This is a genomic window from Alteromonas sp. DY56-G5 (assembly GCF_041414725.1).
In the GTDB taxonomy this organism is placed as follows: Bacteria; Pseudomonadota; Gammaproteobacteria; order Enterobacterales; family Alteromonadaceae; genus Alteromonas; species Alteromonas macleodii.
In genome coordinates this window covers 45,312-69,068 of the sequence record NZ_JANHZQ010000003.1, presented here as the reverse complement: position 1 = coordinate 69,068, position 23,757 = coordinate 45,312, and the positions used below count along the sequence as shown (strand labels likewise).

Annotated in this window: 15 protein-coding genes; 9 read left to right on the top strand and 6 right to left on the bottom strand. The window is 45.9% G+C overall.

Features of this window, described 5'->3' with window-relative positions:
- Nucleotides 1-215 precede the first annotated feature (215 nt).
- Nucleotides 216-1,589, top strand: a complete 1,374-nt coding sequence (gene tolC / locus NO989_RS02155) for an outer membrane channel protein TolC (protein WP_371341984.1) — start codon at nucleotides 216-218, stop codon at nucleotides 1,587-1,589.
- Nucleotides 1,590-1,728: 139 nt separating this feature from the next.
- On the opposite strand, the gene NO989_RS02150 is transcribed toward tolC, so the two are convergent.
- Nucleotides 1,729-1,887 carry a hypothetical protein gene (locus NO989_RS02150; protein WP_014997260.1) on the bottom strand — a complete coding sequence of 53 codons (159 nt, stop codon included), beginning with the start codon at nucleotides 1,885-1,887 and terminating at the stop codon, nucleotides 1,729-1,731.
- 209 nt (nucleotides 1,888-2,096) lie between these two features.
- Here NO989_RS02150 and NO989_RS02145 point away from each other — a divergent pair, with 209 nt between their 5' ends.
- Nucleotides 2,097-2,951, top strand: coding sequence for an ion transporter (locus NO989_RS02145; RefSeq protein WP_069943718.1), 855 nt, complete (start codon nucleotides 2,097-2,099; stop codon nucleotides 2,949-2,951).
- Nucleotides 2,952-3,065: 114 nt separating this feature from the next.
- Here the strand turns inward: NO989_RS02145 and prsT are convergent, their stop codons facing one another.
- Entirely contained in the window at nucleotides 3,066-5,840 is a 2,775-nt protein-coding gene (gene prsT / locus NO989_RS02140) for an XrtA/PEP-CTERM system TPR-repeat protein PrsT (protein ID WP_371341983.1), read from the bottom strand.
- A gap of 305 nt (nucleotides 5,841-6,145) precedes the next feature.
- Here prsT and NO989_RS02135 point away from each other — a divergent pair, with 305 nt between their 5' ends.
- The 4 genes from NO989_RS02135 to NO989_RS02120 all read left to right on the top strand — a co-directional run bounded on the left by NO989_RS02135 (nucleotide 6,146) and on the right by NO989_RS02120 (nucleotide 12,481).
- The gene (locus NO989_RS02135) at nucleotides 6,146-7,936 is read left to right on the top strand and encodes a DEAD/DEAH box helicase (protein WP_014948201.1); all 1,791 of its coding nucleotides are present in this window, start codon (nucleotides 6,146-6,148) and stop codon (nucleotides 7,934-7,936) included.
- 129 nt (nucleotides 7,937-8,065) lie between these two features.
- A complete protein-coding gene (cysG, locus tag NO989_RS02130) occupies nucleotides 8,066-9,448 on the top strand; it encodes a siroheme synthase CysG (protein ID WP_014975628.1) in 1,383 nt (460 codons plus the stop codon).
- A gap of 318 nt (nucleotides 9,449-9,766) precedes the next feature.
- Nucleotides 9,767-11,335 (top strand): tryptophan halogenase family protein, encoded by a 1,569-nt coding sequence (locus NO989_RS02125; RefSeq protein WP_371341982.1) that lies wholly within the window; start codon nucleotides 9,767-9,769, stop codon nucleotides 11,333-11,335.
- A 141-nt stretch (nucleotides 11,336-11,476) separates the two neighbouring features.
- Complete coding sequence (locus NO989_RS02120; RefSeq protein ID WP_283627160.1) at nucleotides 11,477-12,481, top strand: hypothetical protein; 1,005 nt, start codon at nucleotides 11,477-11,479, stop codon at nucleotides 12,479-12,481.
- A gap of 7 nt (nucleotides 12,482-12,488) precedes the next feature.
- On the opposite strand, the gene ccoG is transcribed toward NO989_RS02120, so the two are convergent.
- The 3 genes from ccoG to NO989_RS02105 form a co-directional block, all read right to left on the bottom strand.
- Nucleotides 12,489-13,862, bottom strand: a complete 1,374-nt coding sequence (gene ccoG / locus NO989_RS02115; RefSeq protein WP_283628486.1) for a cytochrome c oxidase accessory protein CcoG — start codon at nucleotides 13,860-13,862, stop codon at nucleotides 12,489-12,491.
- Nucleotides 13,863-14,096: 234 nt separating this feature from the next.
- Nucleotides 14,097-15,494 carry a PLP-dependent aminotransferase family protein gene (locus NO989_RS02110; RefSeq protein WP_014975624.1) on the bottom strand — a complete coding sequence of 466 codons (1,398 nt, stop codon included), beginning with the start codon at nucleotides 15,492-15,494 and terminating at the stop codon, nucleotides 14,097-14,099.
- 93 nt (nucleotides 15,495-15,587) lie between these two features.
- Nucleotides 15,588-16,985 (bottom strand): PhoH family protein, encoded by a 1,398-nt coding sequence (locus tag NO989_RS02105; protein WP_014978266.1) that lies wholly within the window; start codon nucleotides 16,983-16,985, stop codon nucleotides 15,588-15,590.
- Between the two features lie 522 nt (nucleotides 16,986-17,507).
- Here NO989_RS02105 and NO989_RS02100 point away from each other — a divergent pair.
- The gene (locus NO989_RS02100; protein ID WP_371341981.1) at nucleotides 17,508-18,905 is read left to right on the top strand and encodes a hypothetical protein; all 1,398 of its coding nucleotides are present in this window, start codon (nucleotides 17,508-17,510) and stop codon (nucleotides 18,903-18,905) included.
- A gap of 1 nt (nucleotide 18,906) precedes the next feature.
- Here the strand turns inward: NO989_RS02100 and NO989_RS02095 are convergent, their stop codons facing one another.
- Nucleotides 18,907-19,698 (bottom strand): DUF4019 domain-containing protein, encoded by a 792-nt coding sequence (locus NO989_RS02095; protein WP_371341980.1) that lies wholly within the window; start codon nucleotides 19,696-19,698, stop codon nucleotides 18,907-18,909.
- A 329-nt stretch (nucleotides 19,699-20,027) separates the two neighbouring features.
- Here NO989_RS02095 and rapA point away from each other — a divergent pair, with 329 nt between their 5' ends.
- Together rapA and rluA are read left to right on the top strand one after the other, a co-directional pair.
- Nucleotides 20,028-22,889 carry an RNA polymerase-associated protein RapA gene (gene rapA, locus NO989_RS02090; protein ID WP_371341979.1) on the top strand — a complete coding sequence of 954 codons (2,862 nt, stop codon included), beginning with the start codon at nucleotides 20,028-20,030 and terminating at the stop codon, nucleotides 22,887-22,889.
- Between the two features lie 49 nt (nucleotides 22,890-22,938).
- Complete coding sequence (gene rluA / locus NO989_RS02085) at nucleotides 22,939-23,655, top strand: bifunctional tRNA pseudouridine(32) synthase/23S rRNA pseudouridine(746) synthase RluA (protein WP_278343998.1); 717 nt, start codon at nucleotides 22,939-22,941, stop codon at nucleotides 23,653-23,655.
- Nucleotides 23,656-23,757: the final 102 nt, after the last annotated feature.

Genomic DNA, 23,757 nt, shown 5'->3' with positions numbered 1-23,757 from the left:
TACGGCGTGTGAGCGAATAACAGAAAACTCATATTACAAGTCGTCTATTACTATAATAATTGCGTGGGTAGATCACATATTCTGTTACAGTTAATCGAATACTGTTACGAGTTTGGACTTTCGGTTTGTGGTTGAATTTTCATACACTTGGTTTTAATAAGTCGTCTCAACGAATAAACGACGACGCAACTTGAACACAACAGGAAGACGTAAGCATGAAACGAACACTTCTGTCGCTAGTTATCGGTGTTTCGATGACAACTGGTGCGCTAGCCGATGACCTAATGCAGGTATATCAACAAGCACTGGCGAACGATCCATTGGTAAACCAAGCGAAAGCGCAACGTGATGCTGCGTTCGAAGGAATCAGTCTTAGCCGCGCAAACCTTCTACCACAGATATCTGGCTCGGTAGGCTATACAACTTCTACAGCTGAACGTGCACAAACGTTAGGTGCTAATGCTGATGACCTTCAAATTGTGGTATTTGAAACAGACGTAGACACTATCGATTATGGTTTGCAGGTACAAATGTCACTTTACGACCACGCAAACTGGCTAGGGCTGGATCGCGCTGAAAAAGTGGCCGAGCAAAGCGACGCCCAGCTTGCCGCTAGCATGCAAGACGTTATTGTGCGTACGGTTACTGCTTATTTTGACGTACTACGTGCACGTGACAATGTTGAATTTGTGGGCGCTGAAAAACGTGCCATTGAGCGCCAGTTAGAACAAACTCGCCAGCGTTTTGAAGTGGGTTTAACGGCTATTACTGACGTACACGAAGCTCAGGCCAATTACGACAGCACGGTGGCGCAGGAAATCCAAGCAAAGAACCAGCTTGAATTTGCTCTTGAAGCGCTTCGCGTAATTACAGGTAAATATCACGATCGTTTGTTTGGGCTAAACACAGAGAATTTTGCCGCAACTATGCCTGTGCCAGCGGCTGTCGATGAGTGGCTAGAAACTGCGCAGGATAAAAACTTAGCACTTCTGGTTGACAGACTTGCTATGGATATCGCGAAAGAAGATATTTCAATTGCGCGCTCGGGTCACTTACCTACCCTTGGTTTAACAGCTAACGCATCGCGAAGCAAAGACGATATTTCAAACCCGTTCTTACAGTTTGAAACACCTTATCTTGATAGTCAGTCAGTTGCGGTTCAATTGAATGTGCCTATCTATCAAGGCTCTCGCGTTTCATCGCAAACCGACCAAGCTAAGTTTAACTATGTTGCAGCAAGCCAAGCAGCTGAACAGACTTATCGTCAAACTGTGCAGTCTATTCGCAGCTCGTTTAATAACGTAAAAGCGTCTATCTCTACTATTCGTGCTCTTGAGCAGTCAGTGGTGTCTGCAGATAGCGCCCTTAAAGCAACAGAAGCAGGTTTTGATGTAGGTACACGTACCATTGTTGACGTGCTAGACAGCACACGTAACCTGTTCGATGCACGTCGTAACCTTGCGGGCGCACGCTATGACTTTATTCAGTCAGTGGTTACGCTTAAGCAAGCGGCAGGTACATTGACAGGTGAAGATGTGGCTATGATCAACCGTGGTCTTAAGCCAGCAGAAACCAACACCAATGATTAGCATTGGATAGTTGAGCGTTTAGTACATGCTCAATAGTGAAAGAAAGGGTAGCCAGTGCTGCCCTTTTTTATGCCTGAGATAATATGACACCTGAAGAAATGCGATGCTGAGTCGCGAAAAAGGGCTATGTTAATGATGATTAAGTTGGCGATGTAGGTGTATATTTCTTAAGTGCGCTTAGCAGTTGGCGATATTCCATACGCAAGGCTTCTGCATTTTGCTTTGTGGGCGCGAAGTTAGACAAGCGTTCCGCTACACGATGCAATTTCTCTTGCAACAACCGTAATTCATCATCCATGATTATGCCCTTTATTTTTAAGCCTGTGTATTCGGCTTGATAAACGTTTAGGTAACGTGCGACGAGACAGGTTTAAAACGCCCGTTGTGCCCCTACATTTGTAAGCAATAAGTGCCTTTATTCAGCACTACTGATTATTTAGTATACCGCCAATCGCGCTTACCACAAGCCCTTTGGTTATTTGGTTTTTCTTTGAGTGATAAATAGAAATGCAAGCCTCTGAACTTCAAAATAAATTTGAGCGCATTCGAGCCAATAAATGGTTCGAAGCCTTTGTAATTAGCGTTATCGTTATTTCAGCGCTTCTCGTAGGTGCCAAAACCTATGAATTGCCAGCAGGCATGTCATCCGTCACGTTATTCTTAGATTGGTTTATCAGTGCATTCTTCCTGACAGAGATCACCATACGATTTTTGGCTGAAAAACGTAAACGCTACTTTTTCAAAAGCTTCTGGAACTGGTTTGACACACTGATTGTGGTCATCAGCCTCATTCCTGCAGACGACACTGAGCTGGCACTTATCGCTCGTTTGGTGCGAGTATTCCGCGTCCTGCGTATGATCTCGATCATCCCCGAGCTTAGGATCCTGTTAGTATCTTTGGTGAAAGCATTGCCTCAATTAGCGTACGTAATGCTGTTAATGTTTATCATCTTCTACATATATGCCGCTGTGGGCAGTACCTTATTTGAAACCATCAACCCTGTACTGTGGGGCGATATCACTATCTCGATGCTGACGCTCTTTAGAATTATGACGTTCGAAGATTGGACTGACGTAATGTACGAGACCCAAGAGGTCTATTCGCTAAGCTGGATTTTCTACCTTACCTTTATTTTCTTCACCGCCTTCGCGTTTTTAAACATGGTGATTGGTATCGTGGTGAACGTGATGGAAAGAGAAAACGAAAAAGCACGAGCAGAAAAAGAAGCCGCCTTACTTGAAGAGCAAATTGCCCAAGGGAACGTAGAGCCAACCCTTCAAGATGTAATGAAAGAACTACGAGAGCTGAAGGCACAGCTTGCCGCTAATAATCAAAATAGCACGGTAAACAAAACCAGCTAAGTGCGTTCTGTCCGAATAGCGCAATTGAAAAAGGCCACAGTGATGTGGCCTTTTTAGTTTCTCAAAAATGGTGATGCCTAGATTTAGGCTAAAGCAAGATACGCCCGGGCGAGTCTAAAGCCCGTATTGCTGCTTAAGTGACTCCGCTCTTTGCTTGGCTGCCTCTGACTTAAACTCTCGGCTTGCCAGCTTGCGCGAGGCGAGCGCCTTTTTATCGAGTTCAAGTAATACACTCACATAATTTAAATATACGTCGTCGTTCGCAATAGGACGTGCAGCGACTTCCTCGTACAGTTTAAGCGCTGCGGCTTTATCACCTTTAGCAATGTATATTTGCGCTAGCGTGTCCGCGGCGTCTGCGTTCTCACGCTGCAGTGATACGGCCTTTTTAGCGAGCTCTTCTGCTCGGGTAAGGTTTTTGTCTTCAAACGTCAAATACGCTAAGTTGTTTAAGACAACAAAGTTATCCGGTGTTTTAGTTAGCACCTGCTCATAGGTTTTAATGGCTGCAGCTCTGTCTTTGCCGATTTGACGCTCTGCTAACAGCATTGCACTTGGAATGTCGTTACTGTGCGCCTGAACGTGTTTTTCAAGAAACGTAAATGCCTGAGCTTTTTTACCCGACATCTCAAGCGCCGCAATCAACAACAAAGCGTTATCTGAGTTAGGCGTAGCGTCATAGGCGGCTTTGGCATGCTCTACAGCTTGCTCAGGCGCTTTATCGATAAGATGTAAGCGCGCTATTACGCCTCTAACGAAAGGCAGAGCCTTAACATCATCGGCCGTGCTATTAATGATTTCCCATGCAGGTTTAGCCTGCCCAAGTCGACTGTGGAAGTAAGCTTTCAATAAGGTTAACTGTGCATCTGGACGTTTAGCCAACACCTTATTGGTTAACGTCAGTCCCTGATTAAATTGCTTTTGAGAGTCGACAATCAACAACTTACCCAATACCGCATTTTTATCTTGCGGGTAAAACGATAGCCAACGATCAAAAAACGCTGTCGCGTCTTCTACGTTGTTGGTGGCGATAAGCGCTTGACCCTTTAAGTTCCAAAACGCTTGTGGCGACGCTTCATTACCTTCGACATCTGACAAAAGCGAAACCGTTTTATCAAGCTGACTGTTCAACGAGTACATTCTTGCAAGAAGAAGTCTTAAATTCAGATTTGTTTTATTGGCGTTGAACTGTGTTTGAGTATGCTTGATAACGTCCTTTGCGTTCCCCTTTTCCGTTGCGAGGGCAAACCAAAGCGCTAGCGCCTGTACATCGGCGGGGTTCTTATCAATAAAGGCGCGAACAAAGGAAATCGCGTTATCGTTTTTACCTTCGGCTACCAGTAATTTAGCGCGAGAGTAAAACACCTCATTCTTTGCACCTTCTAGCTCACTGGCTTTATCTAGATATTGGGCGGCCTCTTGGTAGGCTCCCTCTGCCGTCGCAATGTTCCCTAGGTAAATAAGCGGAGCTGCAGTTTCAGGTGACTGTTCATGCCACTCTTTCGCCGCACTTTTTGCTTTTTCAAGCTGACTAGTAGCAATGTAGGCGCGAAGTAATGTGGCTTGTGACGTCACAGACTCTGGCGACTGCTCTACGGCTTGTTCAAGATTAACTAAGCCATCAATATCATTTAGTGACAACTGCAAAACACCTAAACGAGATAAATCTTCTGCTGTGGTACTCACCGCTTCAGACTTTGCCACCATTTGCTGTGCACCGACCACGTTACCGTCTTTTAAAAGCTGATAACTTGCCTTAGAGAATAGTGCGGCATCAATACCTTGCTCGCCTTCTACCCTCGCTAATACTTCAAGCGCTTCATCATTTTCACCGAGCTGCAGCATGCTGTCTGCCAGCATACGAAGACCAGGGTGATTATCAGGAAGACTAGAAGCCACCATTGTCAGGTGACGCTGTGCCGCTTCAAAGTCTTGAATTTGATATGCACTGAAGCCCGCAACCAAACGCACGACCTGATCACTTCTTCCATTTTGAACGGCAATTTCCAAGTGTTCGAGGGCCTTAGCATAATTTTCGTTGGCCGACTCAATGATGCCTTTAAAGGTATTAAGCAGCGGATGGTTTTCATTTAAGGTCAACAAGTCATCTACAATAGGTTCTGCTTTGTCGAGCTCTCTTATTTCAATCAGTAGCGCTGCATAGGCAAATTTGCTGGTTACGTCGTCAGGATACTGACTCACATACACGCCGTAGACTTCGGCAGCTTTACTCGGCTCACCTTTTTGAAGATAAATTTTTGCTAGCTGTTGTAGCACGTCTTTATTGGTGGGGGCTTGTTCTCGCAGCTTCTCGGTGGCGGCTAGCGCTCCATCCATGTCGTTGTCTAAAACAAAGGCATAACTGTCAATAAGGCCTTTGTAGACTGAGCTCGTATCTAGGGTTGATAAATCAGCCAGTAGCGTTTGCGCTTCTTCGTTTTTACCTAGCTGCATTAAAGCCTGTAGCTTATAAAAACCCACCTCGGCTGATTCAACTGCTGACATCCCTTTTGCGCGATAATCTACTTCGGCCAGCGCATTTTCTGCGCCTGACTGTTGGTAAGCGACCGACAATAGAGGAATGACTTGGCTAACAGGATGCCCAAGTTCCATTGCCTTGTTGAGTTCTTTTTCAGCAGCTGAAAAATTACTTTCCTGCAAGTACAGCTTGCCAAGTTCGAAGCGCGGTGCTGCGGCATCGGGCGCTTTTTGAATGGCATTTTTATATTCAACAATGGCGGCGTCGATTTGTTGAGAAGAGGCGTAGTTCCTTGCATCTGCTAAATGGCTTTCCATTGATTTTTCACTACATCCAGATAAAAGCGCGCTGGTCAGCATCACCGCTAACGTTGTGCTTTTAAGTAATGTATTGGGTTTCATTTTTGTCATTGTAATTCCTTGCCCTACCTCAACTTTTTATTGTCACATCGCTACACATTGAAAATAGCGCATGGTGTACTGTCTATTATTTCATCTAAACTGTGCAATTTCGTGGCAACCTTGCCATTATTCGAATATAATATGGTTTTTTGCAACACTGCTGGCAAGCATATCGCGAAATACGCTACGAATACGCTTCATAAACTCGCCCGAAAGGCCAGTTCATCGCTGTATAGCGTCTTGCGATAATAAACCGAAAAAGTACGGTTTAATCGTATGCCGCACCCTCCTTACTTAATGCACCAGGATCCTTAATGACCACAACTGTCGACATGACATTTAAAGACCTCAATTTACCAGAACCTATCTTACAAGCCCTTGAAAAAGTTGGCTACGAGAAACCGTCTCCTATTCAAGCTGAGAGTATTCCTCTTCTACTTGAAGGTCACGATTTACTCGGTCAGGCACAGACAGGGACAGGAAAGACCGCTGCGTTTGCCCTACCTATGTTGGCAAATATCGATCCTGAAGAACGTAAGCCGCAATTACTGGTATTGGCCCCAACCCGTGAACTAGCTATTCAGGTTGCAGAGGCGTTTCAGGTTTATGCGAGCTTTAGTCAAAAAATTAAAGTACTTCCAGTATACGGCGGTCAGTCGTACGACAACCAAATTCGCCAGCTTAAGCGCGGCGTTCAGGTTGTTGTAGGTACCCCAGGCCGTATCATCGACCACATTAAGCGCAAAACGCTAGACTTAAGCGAACTTAAGTTCTTAGTGCTAGACGAAGCTGACGAAATGCTTCGTATGGGCTTTATCGATGACGTTGAACTTATTCTTAGCCACGCACCAGAAGAGCGCCAAACCGCACTGTTCTCGGCAACTATGCCTGGCCCAATTAAGAAGATTACTCAGCGATACTTGAAAGACCCTAAGCACGTTAAAATTGCGTCTAAGGTAAGTACAGCTAGCACCATTCGCCAGCGTTATTGCCAAATTGCACCACACCACAAGCTTGAAGCGCTAACGCGTATCATGGAAGTGGAAGTGTTCGACGGTATGATCATATTCGTACGTACGAAAACCGCTACGGTTGAACTAGCAGATAAACTCTCTGCTCGTGGTTACGACGTAGAACCACTAAACGGTGATATTCCTCAGGCAGCTCGTGAGCGCACTGTTGAAAAACTTAAACAGGGTAAAATTGATATCCTTGTCGCTACCGACGTTGTAGCCCGTGGTCTTGACGTTGAGCGTGTAAGCCACGTTATTAACTACGATATTCCGTACGACAGCGAATCTTACGTACACCGTATCGGCCGTACTGGTCGTGCTGGTCGTCAAGGTGATGCGATCCTATTTATCTCTCATCGCGAAAAGCGCTTGTTATTCTCTATCGAGAAAACTACCAAGCAGCCTATTGAAGCAATGCCAATTCCTTCAATTAGCGAAATTAATGAAACACGTTTAAGCCGCTTCAAACAATCAGTTGCCGAAGCAACCCAAGACGATAGCATTGAATCACTAATGCCTATTGTTGAGATGATTAAAGAAGAAAACGAAGCGTCCCCTGAAGTATTGATGGCGGCACTGCTTAAAATTGCGCAAGGCGACGAACCGTTAATACTTAAAGAATCAGATCGTCCAGATATTAACAGCAAGCCTCAGCGCGACAGCCGCGAGAGAAACTCTCGTGACCGTGATGGTCGTGAGAGAAAGCCAAGAGTTCCTCGTGGAAACCGCAAGCCTGAAGAAGGCATGCAGCGCTTCCGCATTGAAGTAGGTCACGTACATGGTGCGAAGCCTGGAAATATCGTTGGCGCTATTGCTAATGAAGCAAACATAAATTCGAAGCACATTGGCGCTATCGAAATTTATGACAACTTCAGCACGGTAGACCTTCCTGAAGGTATGCCTAAGGAAACGCGCGATACTCTACAGGGCACCCGTGTTGCTGGTCAGCGTTTGAATATTCGCGAATGGTCAGATACACCGCCGGCTAAAGGTCGTGGCGATCGTGGTAACCGTGGTGACAGAGCGCCTCGCGGCAATCGTGAAGACCGCCCTAATCGCGGAGATCGCGAAAACCGTAAGCGTAAGAACTAAATAGCAATACATTCAGCCTTTATATAACTAATAGCAATATAAAGGCTGTTTTCGTTGTTTTCTAATTAAAAAGAATTGGCGCAAAATAGTGTCAGTTCTTTTTTTGTATTTGAAGCTAAGAAAACCTTTATGGATTACTTTCCGTTATTCCTAGACGCCAGAAAACTCAATGTTCTAATTGTTGGGGCTGGTGAAGTAGCTGCCCGTAAGCTAGAGCTTATTATGAAGACACCTGCGACCATCACCGTGGTGGCGCCTTGGGTTTGCGATACGGTGAAGCAATTGGCGCAAAATGAGAAAGTGACACTTATTGAACGCGAGTTTGAAAATAGTGATCTCACCCATAAAGATATGGTCTTCATTGCCACAGATAAAGGCGATGTTAATCAACATATTCACGACTTAGCGCGCGCGAACAAAGTGTTGGTGAACGTGGTGGACAATACGCCGCTTTGCCAATTCATCACCCCCTCTATTGTTGACCGCTCTCCTATCGTTATTGCTATGAGTAGTGGTGGTGTAGCGCCTGTTTTGCTTCGTTATTTACGTCAAAAGTTAGAGACTGTACTGCCTGCTAACTTAAGTCGACTTGGCGCATTTTCTGAAAAATTCCGCGAAAAAGTAAAACAAACGCTTAATGGCGTTACCGCTCGTCGATACTTTTGGGAAGACGTGCTCGATGGTGACATTGCTGAAATGGTTGAAAAGGGCCAAGACAGCAAAGCCGATGATGCATTCGAATTAGCACTGCAAGCCGCGGCTCAGGACAAAAAAGTAGAAGGGCAAGTGTATTTGGTAGGAGCAGGTCCTGGCGACCCCGATCTTCTTACCTTTCGCGCCTTGCGCTTAATGCAAAAGGCCGACGTGGTAGTCTATGATCGCTTAGTATCGCCGCAAATTCTTGAGCTTGTACGCCGTGACGCTGAGAAAATCTACGTGGGTAAGGCCAAAAGCAATCACACGCTTCCTCAAGACGACATTAACCAACTAATGGTTGATGAAGCTAAAAAAGGCAATCGTGTGGTACGTTTAAAAGGCGGCGACCCATTCATATTTGGACGTGGTGGAGAAGAAATTCAAACACTTATTCAGCACGGCATCGACTTTCAGGTAGTTCCCGGCATTACCGCCGCAAGCGGGGCGTCTAGCTATGCTGGCATTCCACTTACTCATCGCGATCACGCCCAGTCTGTGGTATTCGCCACTGGTCACCTAAAAAATGGCACTATCGACCTCAACTGGCCTGCCCTTGCACAGAAGAATCAAACCGCTGTGTTTTATATGGGTTTGACAGGCTTGCCGATTATCTGCGAAAAGCTCATTGAACACGGTCTTGATGCCAATACGCCTATCGCTTTAGTTCAATCGGCGACTACCGAAAAGCAGGCGGTACTAACAGGCACGCTGAGTAATATTGTGGCTAAGCAAGAAGAGGCGCAATTACAGCCTCCTACACTTATTATCGTCGGTTCAGTTGTTAGTTTACGTGACGAGCTAAACTGGTACCAATAATCCCTTCCTGCCCCTTTGTGTAAATAAAGGGGCTCTGTACCAGCCTTTCCGTTTATGAACGTCGGCTTCTACTTACCTCCTCTTCAACATTGCTCTGCCGCAATTTCCCAACCGACTACCAACATCTGCCCCAATAATTTCCCTGTGTATTATTGGCAGTAAACAATGCTGCCTGTACTCGTAGTTAATTGCGCTATTTCCTGACTACCGACTAATTATGTAAACGTTTCCACTTACATTTAAGCCCCATTTAATATACATTTAAGAAAAACCAAATCGTTAACATTTTGTTTTCATAAAGTAGGCTTTGGGAAAAATATGCATCAAGCGAATAGCCCCCTTCGTCGTATTGTTGTTGTAGGTGGTGGTGCCGCTGGCTGGTTAACCGCTTCAATCATCGCTGTAACGCACAAGCACGATGACAATATTAGTGTCACTTTAGTTGAGTCACCAGATGTCAGTATATTGGGTGTAGGCGAAGGGACGTGGCCTACTATGCGCAGTACGCTTCTTAAAATTGGTATCAGTGAAGAAACCTTTTTAGCCCAGTGCAATGCGTCTTTTAAGCAAGGTACCAGTTTTCACAATTGGCGCTCAGACAACGTTGAACATCAGTACTACCACCCTTTCAGCCTACCATTTAGGTACTTTGAAAGCGACGTTGCGGCATGGTGGCAAAGCTACGCAGCAGAGCAAGATTTTGCACATGCTGTATGTTCCCAGGCCGCGTTATGCGACCATCACCTCGCACCCAAGCAGCGTCAAACGCCTGCGTATGCTGGCATTGCAAACTATGGTTATCACCTTGACGCAAACAAGTTTGCAGCCCTACTTCAAAAGCACGCGACAACGGTTTTAGGTGTTCAACATATTGTGGATCATGTGGATGATGTGGTTGGCTCATCTTCAGAACCTATTGCTGCAATAGTGGGTCGTGAACACGGTAATATTACTGGTGATCTATTCATAGATTGTACAGGCTTTGCGGCAAGGTTAATTGGTCAGCACTATGGTGTCCCCTTAACATCTTGCTCCAACGTACTGGCCAACGACAGTGCTATCGCAATCCAAGCTCCCTACGTTGACAGCTCAGTTGATATTGCCTCTACCACACACTCAACAGCTCAAGACAGTGGCTGGATTTGGGACATTGGTTTGCCTTCGAGAAAAGGTGTGGGATACGTGTATAGCTCGGCGCATTGTAGTGAAGATGAAGCAAGAGCAACACTGGAGACCTACTTAAAGCACGACAAGAAAACCGCTGATGTGGATGTTAGCAAAGCGAGAAAGATCACATTCTCACCGGGCTACCGTAAAACGCTTTGGGTAGAGAATTGTGTCGCCATCGGCACATCTGCTGGCTTCCTAGAACCTTTGGAAGCGTCGGCGCTTGTCATGATTGAATTATCTGCCACCCACATAGCAAAACAACTGCCTAGAACATATAAAGAATGCCAAGCGGCTGGTCGACAGTTTAATCAGGCTTTCGAAAAAAAGTGGGAAAGAATAGTCGACTTCCTAAAGCTTCATTATGTGTTGAGTGAACGTGAAGCTTCTGCGTACTGGCGTGATATGCGGAACCAAGAGAGCTGTTCCACCCAGTTGCAAGATTGGTTAACCCTGTGGAAAAGCCGCAGTCCTATTTCATCTGATTTTGAACTTCGTGAGGAATTGTTCCCCGCGGCCAGCTATTTGTTTGTTCTATACGGCATGGGATTCAGGTCGCAGTACAATGATGTCTATCAAGCTAATTTACACACCCCTGAACAGCGGCAGGCCTACGCAAAACATGTACAAAGTATTCAGCAACAACTCAGTGGTTTACCCACTAATCGACAGTTTTTGAATCAAGTAGCACAATCCCAAGGTCTCTCAATGCATTATTAACGGCCACTGCCCTTTGCTAGGGTAATGGGCTGGCACGACCCAAGGCAAAGGCTTCAAAATAGCCTTTGCCTTGTTTTTTTCATTTTCACGCGCATACTCACAAAATGAGTGATCAATTATTGAGTTACCCCAACGATAACAATGAAGCTTCATACTTCCTCGAAAAAAAAGAACATTTGGCGCTTTATTAGCAAGGTAACGAGATACCTTGGTCTTGCTACGATCCTTGTGGTTTTCCATGTTCAGCATGCGCTCTCTGAACAACTCGAGTTCAAAAGAAAAAAGACTGATACCGGCATGCAGTTCTATTACGAATGGATTGACGGTGCGAAGCAGCGACATAACCTTAGGTTTGAAATTCCCTTTGAGTCAATTGAAGACTTGCCGCTAAGGCAAACTAATTACAAGCCAAAAATAGCACAGCGACACGTGACTGTTGCGTTGACCAAAGCAGCAAAGGCTATCGACCCCAAAGACGCAAAAGTAACAATCAAGCCCATGAGAGAAGCCATTAATATTAAAGTGTCGGGGACTGACGAAGAGAAAATAGAAGACGTTCAAGCGCATTTACGTGACGTACAGCAAAACGCTTACGATAGCTACTTGCATGAACATTACTTCACGCGCTTTACGACCATATTTAACCAAAGTGCCATAAAGCCAGATCACCTGCGTTACATCTCTGAGTCAGTAAAACCTTTGGTGTCCGTTTCTCAAGCGTTTTACGAGAAAGTCGCGTCTGAGTCAGATTCTAGAGCCTATTTTTCTTTAATTCTCAGTTGGCTGCAAAGCATCCCTTACGACACGTTAGAAGATAGAGTAGTGAGTAATGGCTCTGGGTATGCGCCGCCCATAAGTGTGCTTATGCAGAACCTAGGGGACTGTGACAGTAAAGCAGTGTTAGCGTCTTCAATGGTAAGAGCTTTTTTACCTACTACAAAGATGATTGTGCTTTACCTGCCCAACCATGCCTTGCTTGGAATTGCATTAACCCCCATGGCAGATGACCGAACCATAGAGCACGATGGCGACGTTTACGTGCTCTATGATCCTACGGGTCCGGCACTCATTCCTTTCGGGCAAGTATCCGAAGATACAGAGCGCAACATTGTGACCGGGCGCTACCAAGTGGAAGTAGTAGAGTAAGTTTCATCTACATTTGCCTGTTATTCCCTGAATAGAACATCACTTCATTGCCAATCACACTGTTGGTAGATTTATCGATAATAACAAAGCTAACAGATTGCATGGTATTAGCCATTGGCGACAATGCTTCAACTGAAAATGGCACATTTCGCTTTTCGCCTGGTGCTACGTTTATAGTCGGTACGTTAATAAGCTGCATATCTGATGGCGTTTCTATAGCAATTTCATAGGTTTTGGCCACGCGGGATTTATTTAAAACGGTTAACGTATAAGTGTTTTCAATGTGTCCCGCGTTGTTCTCTCTGTAAAGCGCGTTGCGGTCACGGCTAATTGAAGCCTCGAAGTCCTGCCTGTCGATAGCCCACTCGCCCATTGCGAGCAGTATGGCAATGATTGCGGCGCCGTAAAGATAGTTAGTGAATTTACGCCCCGAATTTCTGCCGGCTCGCGAAAAATTGATAAGTTTGAGTGGATAGCCAAATTTGGCCATGACCTTGTCGCATGCGTCAATACACAGGCCACAGTTAATGCACTCGTACTGAATTCCTTCACGAATATCGATGCCTGCTGGGCAGACTTGAACGCATAAATTACAATCCACACAATCGCCCAAGTCTTTGTGCTGTGAAAAACGCTTCCTTGGTCCGCGGCTTTCTCCTCTGGTTTCGTTGTAAGTAACCAATGACGTACTGTTATCAAACATCGCAGCTTGAAAGCGAGAATAGGGGCACATGTGCGTGCACATTTTCTCTCGAAGCCAACCGGCATTGGCATAAGTGCAAACGGCAAAGAACATAGTCCAGCCTGAAATTAACGCAGGCGCAGAGAAAGTGAAAAACTCCGTATATAGACGAGATGCCGGATAGAAGTAAGACATAAAAACCAGCGCAGTAATAAGGCTTAATGCCAACCATGCACTGTGTTTTGCCCCCTTTACGACTACTTTTGTTAGTGAGCTAGGCTGCTTATCTAAAGCCTTGCTTTGATTGTGCGTACCTTCAATACGGCGCTCTACCCAATTGAAAGCGAGAGTCCATACGGTTTGAGGGCATGTAAAGCCACACCATACTCGCCCGTAATGACGGGTGACTAAAAACAAAACAAAAGCCGCAAGAATAAACAGAAAGGCAAAAATCATGAGGTCTTGTGGATACAACACCCATGCAAAAAGCGTGAGGGTTTGACGCCCCACATCAAACAAAATCGCCTGCTGTCCTTGGTATTGAATAAAGGGGAGCGCAACAAACAGCGTCACTAATACTACATTCAAGTATCGACGTATTTTTTGAAAGTGCCCAGTTTCCTCACGGATATAGATTTTTTTGCTTTCTACGGGTGTACAAGCAATGATGTCTTCTTGCCGAATTTTAACTGCCGTCATTAGCTTTCTCCGAAAATTTTGCGCTAATGGTAGGGATTTAAGGCCGTTAAAATAGAAACAGATTAGGGCTTTCTTTATAGATCAGTTACAATAGTTTTTAAGGCGTAGATATTTAAGGCGTAGGCTTTGAAGTCGCAGATTTTTAAGGTGGATGTTTTTCTTATTTCAAACCTGCACCCTATACATAATGTGCAAAAACTACGGTTTGCGTTACACAGAGTGATAACGCGTTATTTATGAAAGACTTTTTATAAATAGCGAAAGCTTAAGCAGTTGATTGCGCTTCGCTTCATTCAGAGCAAACGATGCATTTAAACGAAAACAATGGTTAAACTCATTGGTTAAGCTAAACAGTTTTCCTGGCGCAATGGTGATGTGTAAACGCAACGCTTCTTTATAAATAGCCATTGCATCAACATGCCCCCGGCATTCCACCCACAAAAAATAGCCGCCGCTATGTGTATGAATAGTCGCAACGTCTGATAGAAGGTCGGTAAGCAGCGCCGTTATCGTCTTCTTACGAGCGATGAGTTTTTTTCGCAGCTGCTTTAAATGAGACTCGTAATTTTTTGTGGATAAATAGTCTACAAGCGCAAGCTGTATCGGCGCACTGGTTGCCAATGTACTCATAAGCTGCTGTTTTTGTATTTCAAGGGCACGCTTACCTGCGGCGACCCACCCTATTCTGTACCCTGCCACTAAAGACTTGGAGAACGATGAACACAACATGCTATCTCCCTCTTTCATAAAATGCTTAATTGGCAGAGGTGGACGCTTATCAGCATAAAGCTCGGCATACACATCATCTTCAATAAGGGCAACATTATACTTATCCAGCAACGCGGCCACCTGCTGTTTTTGAACGTCACTCAATGAGTATCCAACAGGATTTTGAAAGTTGCTCATAAGCCAGCAGGCTTTCACATTATGATTTTTAAATGCGCGCTCAAGTGCAGCTACGTCCAATCCAGTGTTGGGTGATACCGTTACAGTAATCGCTTTTAGACCTAAACGTTGAAGCGCCTGCAGCGTTCCGTAAAACACCGGCGACTCGACAACCACCCAGTCTCCTGGTGTGGTGCATGCCTGCAAACTCAAGTTCAGCGCCTCTAGCGCACCAGCGGTAATAATGATTTCATCAGGCGATATATTCACGCCTTTGGCGGCATAGCGCTTAGCGATGATTTTTCTAAGGTCCAGGTTACCTGGAGGCAAATTATCCATGGCGCTGGTCAAGGAAATTTGCTGGGCGGCAGCTGCAATAGACTTATTTAAATGTTGCCTTGGATAAAGGCTTGGGTCGGGGTACGCAAATCCTAAACTGAACATGTGAGGGTCGCGAGAGGCCTGCAGCACTTCATATACAAAGTCGTTAATGCTGACGGCTTCTGTGGCCTGTACACGTTCTTTTGAGGCATTGCTCGCTTTAGCTGTTACCAGAAAGCCCGAACGTTCTTGGGAGCTTACTATGCCTTGGCTTTCTAACATCTGATAGGCGTGCAGCACTGTCATTAGGCTGAAGCCTGTTTGTGCTGCCTGTTTGCGAAGCGATGGGAGCTTTTCATTTTCTACCCACACGCCGCGCTCAATCTGCTCTTTAAGTTGGTGAGCTAAAACTTCGTATTTAGCCACGTTATACTCCGATAGTTCCCACCAGCGGAGTATAACAGTGAGGACAGTATTCTGTTATAAAAACAATACTGCCAATTTACGCATTATCTTAGATTATAGATTTTCTTCAGCAAAACTCGCAAGACGACTTCTTACCACGCCGTCTAGGTTAATGGTGGCACTGCCCGAGAAGTCTTTAAACTTCTCAACCAAGTAAGTAAGCCCCGATGTCACTGCGCTCAGATAGTTACTGTCAATCTGCGCGAGGTTACCGCCCACTATCAGCTTTGTTCCTTCACCACAGCGTGTGATGATGGTTTTAAGCTGTGACGCGGTTAAGTTCTGCGACTCATCCAAAATCACAATCGCATTTTGAATACTTCGGCCTCGCATAAAGTTTACCGACTTATACTGAATGTTGGCTTTTTCCATGATGTAATTCATAGAACCTTTGGTATTTTCGTCGTGCTTGTGGAGTACTTCCAAAGAATCGGTAATTGCTGCCAACCAAGGCAACATTTTTTCTTCTTCCGTTCCCGGCAAGAAGCCAATGGACTCAGCAATTTCCGGCGTGCTTCGCGTGACAATGATTTTGTCATACATGTTACGCTCTACCACCATTTCAAGGGCTGCCGCTAACGCAAGGAGCGTTTTACCACTACCGGCAGGGCCTGTGAGAATAACCATATCAATGTGTGGGTCTAGCAGCGCATGGAGCGCCATGGCCTGCCCTATATTTTTGGGTGTGATGCCCCAGGCATGACGACCCATCAAGCGTTCATAGCCTAAATCCAGCACCTCTAAATGATCGTCGGTGATCTCTTCTACTAAACCTGCAAACTGTTTAGTTTCGTCGAGCAAAAACTCGTTTACATACGCTTCTGGCAACATAGACTTGGGAATAGTGTGAATGGTGTCGCGCCCTTCGCTGCGGCTATCCACGCTTTTTACGCTGTCCCAAAAATTACCTTCAAAGGTATGAAACCCGCGAGATAGATATTTGATGTCAGTAATTAGCTGGTCGGTGCGGTAGTCTTCAACATGAGCGAGGCCTGCCCCTTTCGCTTTAAGGCGCATGTTTAAGTCTTTGGTAACCAACACCACTTTTTGCGGCGCGAACGTCTTTTGCAAGTGCAGCGCTACGTTAATAATGCGGTTGTCATTCTCATTGCTGGTAAAGACTTGCTGGGCTTCGACCATATTAAGGTCGGCAAATATAGACAGACTCCCTGTAGGTGCCGTTTGACCCGCGCCCAACCCTTCCATCGATACACCCGCTAGCATATCTTCTGGCGTTGCGTCGTGGAGCAAATCCTCCATAGCCCGAATGGATACCCGTGCATCACGCGCCACGTCTTTTTTGCTGTCTTTGATGTAGTCGAGCTCTTCCAATACGGTCATTGGAATAACAACGTCATGTTCTTTAAAGGAGAGAAAAGCGTGAGGTTCGTGCAGCAGAATATTGGTATCGAGGACGTAAATCTTAGTATCGGTAGAATTTTTTCTTGGCATCCTTCACTCCGGTAAATAAAGCCAGGTTAGACGTATTGTTCGTTTATGAACGCACGCGCTAACAAGCTACAGTTACGGTTGTAGGAGAATGCCGCTCGAAACAGGACTTCTTCCCCTACTCGCGTCGACTGAGAAGCAGTACTACTCTTTCTGCCTCAAAGGTTCGTTTGTTAAATTAGCGAACCCTTGATTCCACCTTAATCCAGTTTTTGAGAATTAGCACTGTTTTTTCTTTTTTATTTTTCGTTAGAGCAAGTGAGAAGCGACGAACAGTCCCTTCACGTTATATGAGATAGCACAGCGCTCCCATTCTGCATTAAACAAGAAACTGGCATACTTGGTTCGTAACAAATGCTCACACTTTAACTACAGTTAGCGCAGTTTTAGCTGCGTTTTTAATACCCAAATAGGCTAAGGTGTATTTGTTGAAGCGGTGAATTAAACACGGGTGCTAACCCAATGCCACAACACCTCAATAAAGTGGATGCGTTTAAATTAATAACACTCAGGGAAAGATCAGCTATGAATTGGCTTAACATCACAAAAATAAAAACGGCCATAAGCATGACGTTAGCGCTACTGGCGTGCTTTAACGTTGAAATTGCATGGGCGAATAGCCAAGCGCTCAATGATTCTTCCCCTTCTACCATTCTAATCAAGGTTGAGAAAAGCACGGCTGACACGTCTGAAAAATGGGTAGTCACTTACACATTAACTACGCCAGCCAAAACACTGGCTTTTGTTAGAAACCCAGATACATCAAGAACAACACGTTGGTTCGCGCAAGACAACGACATAGAAATCGTCTTTGATAACGTCAAACACCAAGAACTTGTGCGCTCTAAGTCAGGCAAGTCCCTCTCTACCGTGTCATTTTTACTGACGCCCACCTATAAACATTTGGGCAAAGATTATGCGCCATTTTCTCCTTTTTCTGATGGTGGAAATGCCTTTCACTCTGGGCGACTGTTTGCTTGTGCTAATGCCTGTACTGAAGAAGATAATAAATGGCACCTGACAATCAATGTTCCCAGTGATGAACACATAGTGCTGAATGGCAAAGTAGTGAAAAGCAGCGTGTCGTGGACAGATAACAATGATGGAAGAGTCGTGTATGTGGGTAAGCAACAGCCAATTATTACCGATGATGTGGTTGCCCTAATTGATCCCGGGCTTCCTGAAAGCATTAAAGCTTCGCTAGAAGAAGATATACCCAACATGATGGCGCTTTTCTCCCATTCTCTTAATCCGCTTAAGGGCGAAAAGCCCATGTTATTTGCCTCTTACGCAAACGTAGACGATCGCTCTACACAAGGCGGAACACTACCTAACCAGATATTTATGCATTGGAACAGACAAGACTTAAATGAGCAGGCCGATAACAGCAGCTTTGTTAACCAAACACTTTGGTTCTTTGCTCACGAAGTCGCCCATTTATATCAGCCTGGCAGTACTGAAGGTGTATCAGAAAACGAGGAGCAGTCTTGGCTGCACGAGGGTAGCGCCGACTACTTTGCGGCCATCGCCATGAACTTCCTCTACGAAGACGCCAATAGCTATGTTGAAAGCCGAATGACCCGCGCTTTCGAGAGCTGTACTGAAGGGCTGGCACAGACTACGCTGGCTCGTGCTTATAAAAACGGGCACTTCAATCTTTATTATTCGTGCGGGATGATAATGCACCGCGCCATCGACAGCGTGGTGCAACAAAAAACGTTAGGTGAGGAGTCGCTGTTCACCGTATGGAAGCGACTTCAAAAAGCAGTGAATAGTGGCATGCCACCTGGCACAGCGACGTTCTTAACCTTGTTAGAGCCCTACAATGCACCTGAACTTATCAAAGCCATCAACAATGCAACGAGCGATGATGCTTTCAAAGCCATTCAAGGAATTGAAACTTTGTACCAGTTACCTGAGTAGGCTACTTAATGAAGTAGCCTATTGCTTTATATTCGCCATCAACTTCCACCATAGAAAGGGTCTCTACTTTCATTGTGGTCTGGGAATCAAAGTCAGTGGTGAACGACAAAATTAGGTAGTTCCCTTTAGGCAATCCCGGCAGTGAAGTTGGCGCTTGTGCTAACGCGATTTCCCTCGACTTGGCTGCCCCCAATGACTCCCTGACTAGCTGCATAGCCTCGGTCCATTTAGCTATTGAAATACCGCTTCTAAAAATAGCCCCACTCTCTTTCCAGCTTTGTTCATATTCACCGCTGTCGATAAGTTCCAGCCAACTTGTTGCATCTTCAAGGACTTCGCTACTGACATTAACTGGCTTACCTTCTTCAATTACTTGGTTGCTACCATTGTTCGCATTGACCGTTTGCGCATAATAAATAGCAACAAACAAACTGATGGCGAGCGCTAGCGTGATCCAAAGAACATGTTGGGGATTCAGCGACGTTGGCCGGTCACCCTGCAGCTTAACTGAATGATGAGCTGCGGCATTCTCGCCCGCAGTAGAAGTTTGCGAGGTTGGCTGCCCTTGAGCATGACTTGTTGTAGCGTGGGTTTCACCCATTAAAAGCGCATCGGGCGTCGTTTCGAAAACTGAAGCAAGTGCGCCTATTGAATCGTGTGATGCAGATTGTGTTTTCTCAATTCGCTGAATAGTACGCAAACTCAATCCAGACACATCTGCCAGATGCTGCTGACTCCATGCCCTAGCATTGCGAAGTTGTATAAGCTTTTGACTGTCTACTTTCATATCCATCTCGCGCTTCCTCCTGTTAGCTGCGATTCACATACGTTAAAAACGTAACGCGGTTAACAGTAAGAAATATCCATGGTCAGTGATACGACAGTTTTACGCCAACCCTGTGACAAAGCAAGCCTGATAGGCACGTCAACGTTCTTACTCTTTTGCTACCAGCATTCTCGTTGTGAAGCAAAGAAGGCCTACTAGTGCTAATCGTCTTGTTAACGCAGGGCATAGGTACTCAATCCCCCCACCTGCAACCGCAAATCAAATGAGCTAGTATTAATGACTTATCACAACGCAATGCGTACAATACCGCCCCCCGAAAAATAGGTTGGTGATTTATGAGTTCAGATAGTCAATTTTCAGTTGGTCAGCGTTGGTTAAGCAACACAGAAATAGAGCTGGGGTTAGGTGTCGTTATTGGTAGCGACTTCCGTTCTGTCGAAGTGTTGTATCCAGCAACAGGCGAAGCGCGAAAGTATACTAAGCAAGATGCGCCGCTTACGCGACTAATTTTTGAAATTGGCGAAACGGTCAAAAGCCAAGACGGCTGGGAAATGACCATTACTGAAAAAGAAGAAAGCCAAGATCTTTTCATCTATCACGGGCTTCGCGAAGACACCAAAGCGCAAGCGCGATTACCTGAAACCATGCTAGACAGCCACATTCGCTTGAACCAACCTGAAAAGCGCCTGTTCAGTCAGCAATTAGACAACCCTAAATGGTTCGATTTGCGCGAGCGTGCTTTAGATCATCAATATGATTACTTACGTTCAAACACCATTGGTCTTGCAGGTGCGCGCATATCGCTTATTCCGCACCAACTCCACATTGCGTCAGAGGTAGGCGGCAGACACGCACCTCGCGTATTACTTGCCGATGAAGTAGGTCTTGGTAAAACCATTGAAGCCGCGTTGATTATTCACCAGCAGCTTAAAACAGGCCGCGCAGAGCGCGTGCTTATTTTGGTTCCAGACTCGCTCATACACCAATGGTTAGTTGAAATGCTTCGCCGCGTTAACCTTCCTTTTGCCATTTACGATGAAAGTCGCTGCGAGGCTATAGAGAAGAGCGAAGGCTTACAAGATGACGAAATATCTGACGCGAGCGCTGTGAATCCATTTGAAAACGACCAGCTGGTACTTTGCAGTATCGACTTCCTAAGCAAGAGCGAAAAACGCCAGCAGCAAATTCAAGCTGCAGGATGGGATTTAATGGTTGTCGATGAAGCCCATCACCTTGCGTGGTCAAGTGAGGCTTGCTCTGCCGAATACCTGTGTGTGGAAGCGCTGGCAAACCAAACACCTGGTGTATTACTGCTTACCGCAACGCCTGATCAACTTGGTCACGAAAGCCACTTTGCCCGCTTGCGCCTGCTCGACCCGGCTCGCTTCCATAGCTACGATGCATTCTTAGATGAAGAATCGAAATACAGCCAACTGGCCGATGCGGTAGCGCCATTACTTTCAGACGCCGAGCCTAACGACAAACAACGCAGCAAACTGGCTGAATTCGCGCCTGACGTAATGGAACATGCGGGTGATTTAAGCTCGCCGGAACATCGCCATGCGTTGCTGCATCAACTTATCGATTGTCACGGCACAGGTCGCATGCTGTTTAGAAACCGCCGCGCCAATATCGAAGGCTTTCCGATGCGTAAATTAAGCGCTTATGAATTGGCTTTGCCCGAGGTTTATTCAGATGCAGTGAGCGGCGGCGACTTAACCTATTCACTGTATCCTGAACGTATGGCAAGCGTGGTTAACAGCTGGACCAAGCAAGACCCGCGCGTTGAATGGCTGCTTGATTTCATGCAAAGCGTTAAGCCAGAAAAGATTCTGCTTATTTGCGCAAGCGCCCGTACAGCGCAAGAGTTAGGTGAGGTTATTCGCACGCAAACCGGTATTCGCCACAGTGTATTCCACGAAGGCATGAGCATTGTGGAGCGCGACAAGGCGGCTCATTATTTTGCTGATGAGGAAGACGGCGCACAAATTCTACTGTGTAGTGAAATTGGTAGCGAAGGCCGTAACTTTCAGTTCGCTCACCATTTGGTGCTGTTCGATTTGCCTATTACGCCAGATCTGCTTGAACAACGTATTGGTCGTCTTGACCGTATTGGCCAAACCCAAACCGTACAAATTCACGTGCCGTATTTAGCGAAAACCGCGCAGCACGTATTACTAGATTGGTATCATGAAGGGCTGAATGCCTTCGAAAAGACCTGCCCCACGGGCTCTGGTGTATTCGACGACGTTAAGCCTCTGCTTATTGGTGCGTGCTTACACCCTGACGATATGAGCGCGCGTGACGAGCTAGTGAACATGAGTGTTACGCTTAATAGCCAGCTCGTAGCGCAGCTTGAAGCCGGTCGCGATCGTCTTCTAGAGCTTAATGCTTCGGGAGAGGGCCGCGTAGAACAACTGCTTGAAGACATTATTACCCTTGATAGCGAACAAGATTTGTCGCGCTTTATGGGTCGCGTTTTCGATGCTATCGGTGTTCAGCAGGATGAAAAAGGCAATGACTGCTTTATTCTTATGCCAACTGAATCGATGGTGAGCCAGCTTCCAGGTCTTGACCCAGAAGGCATGACGGTTACTTACAAGCGCCGTGTTGCCACCACGCTAGAAAACGTGCAGTTTTTAAGTTGGGATCATCCACTTGTGCATACCGCCATGGACGTAGTACTCACCGACGTACACGGAAAGAGCAGCATGGGCTTCATTGCCGAGCCGTCTTTGCCAAAAGGCGCTTATTGGGTTGAGGCGTTGTTTGTGCTGCAGGCGCAAGCGCCTAAAGCGCTTCAGTTGGGCCGCTTCTTACCTCAAACGCCCGTGCGAGTGTGTTTAGATGCGCAAGGAAACCCGTCTGAATTAAGCTTCGACGTTAAGCGTAAAATTGGACGTAAGATCTCGGCTCAGCTTCTAAAAGCCTTGCAACAGCCGCTTGAGCTTGCCATTGAAAAGGCGCGTAAGCTTGCCCATCAGCAAGCTAACCAAAAGCAACACGACGCACTTAACAGCATGCACAGCACGCTTAACGAAGAAATACAGCGCTTGCGCGATCTTCAAAAGCGTAATCCAGCAGTACGTGACAGCGAAATTGAGTTTATTGAAACGCAAATGAACGCCCTTGATAAAGTTATTCAGGATGCAGATGTTCAGCTGGACGCCATTCGTATTGTGGTAAATAACCCGTAACCTCGAAAGGTTAAACATTCAAAAGCGACTGTGAAGTAACGAGTACATAATGGCGAACCCAAGTTTTGTTTATAACCCACCGATGACACCTTATCTTGATATTTTGTATCAAGATGAGGACATGGTGGTTGCGCATAAACCTAGCGGGCTATTGAGCGTTCCGGGCAAAGCATTAGAGCACCGCGACTCACTGATTAGCCGGGTGAACCGTGTGTACCCCACCGCCACAGTAGTGCATCGCTTAGACATGGCGACTTCGGGTATTTTGGTGCTGGCGCTTAATAAAGATAGCCATCGCCATATCTCGAAACAGTTTGAGTTACGTCAAACTAAAAAGCGCTACTTCGCCCGAGTTCATGGACATGTAGAACAAGACAGCGGAGAAGTTAACCTTCCCCTAATTTGCGACTGGCCAAACAGGCCAAAGCAAATGGTAGACTTTGAGCGCGGTAAAAAAGCCGTAACACACTTTGACGTCATTAAGCGCACACTGGATGAAAAAGGGCATCCTCACTCTCTTGTTGCCCTTTATCCCATTACCGGTCGCTCTCACCAACTGCGCGTGCATATGCTTGCTTTGGGTCACCCTATTTTGGGTGATAGACTCTATGCCCACGAAGAAGCATTGTCTATGGCACCTCGCTTACAACTTCATGCTGAAAGCTTGAGTTTTACGCACCCGACACTTGGCCATTGGCTGCACTTTAATGTCGCCATCCCTTTTAGTCCGTTTCGCCCAAAGCCGCTTTCAGAAAGTATTGAATAGCGTTTTAACGCTACTCAATTTTATCAATAGACTCCATTTTAGTTTTAACGCACCCTGCCGATAACCTTCGTATAACGCTTGATGTACGAATTAATTTGATGC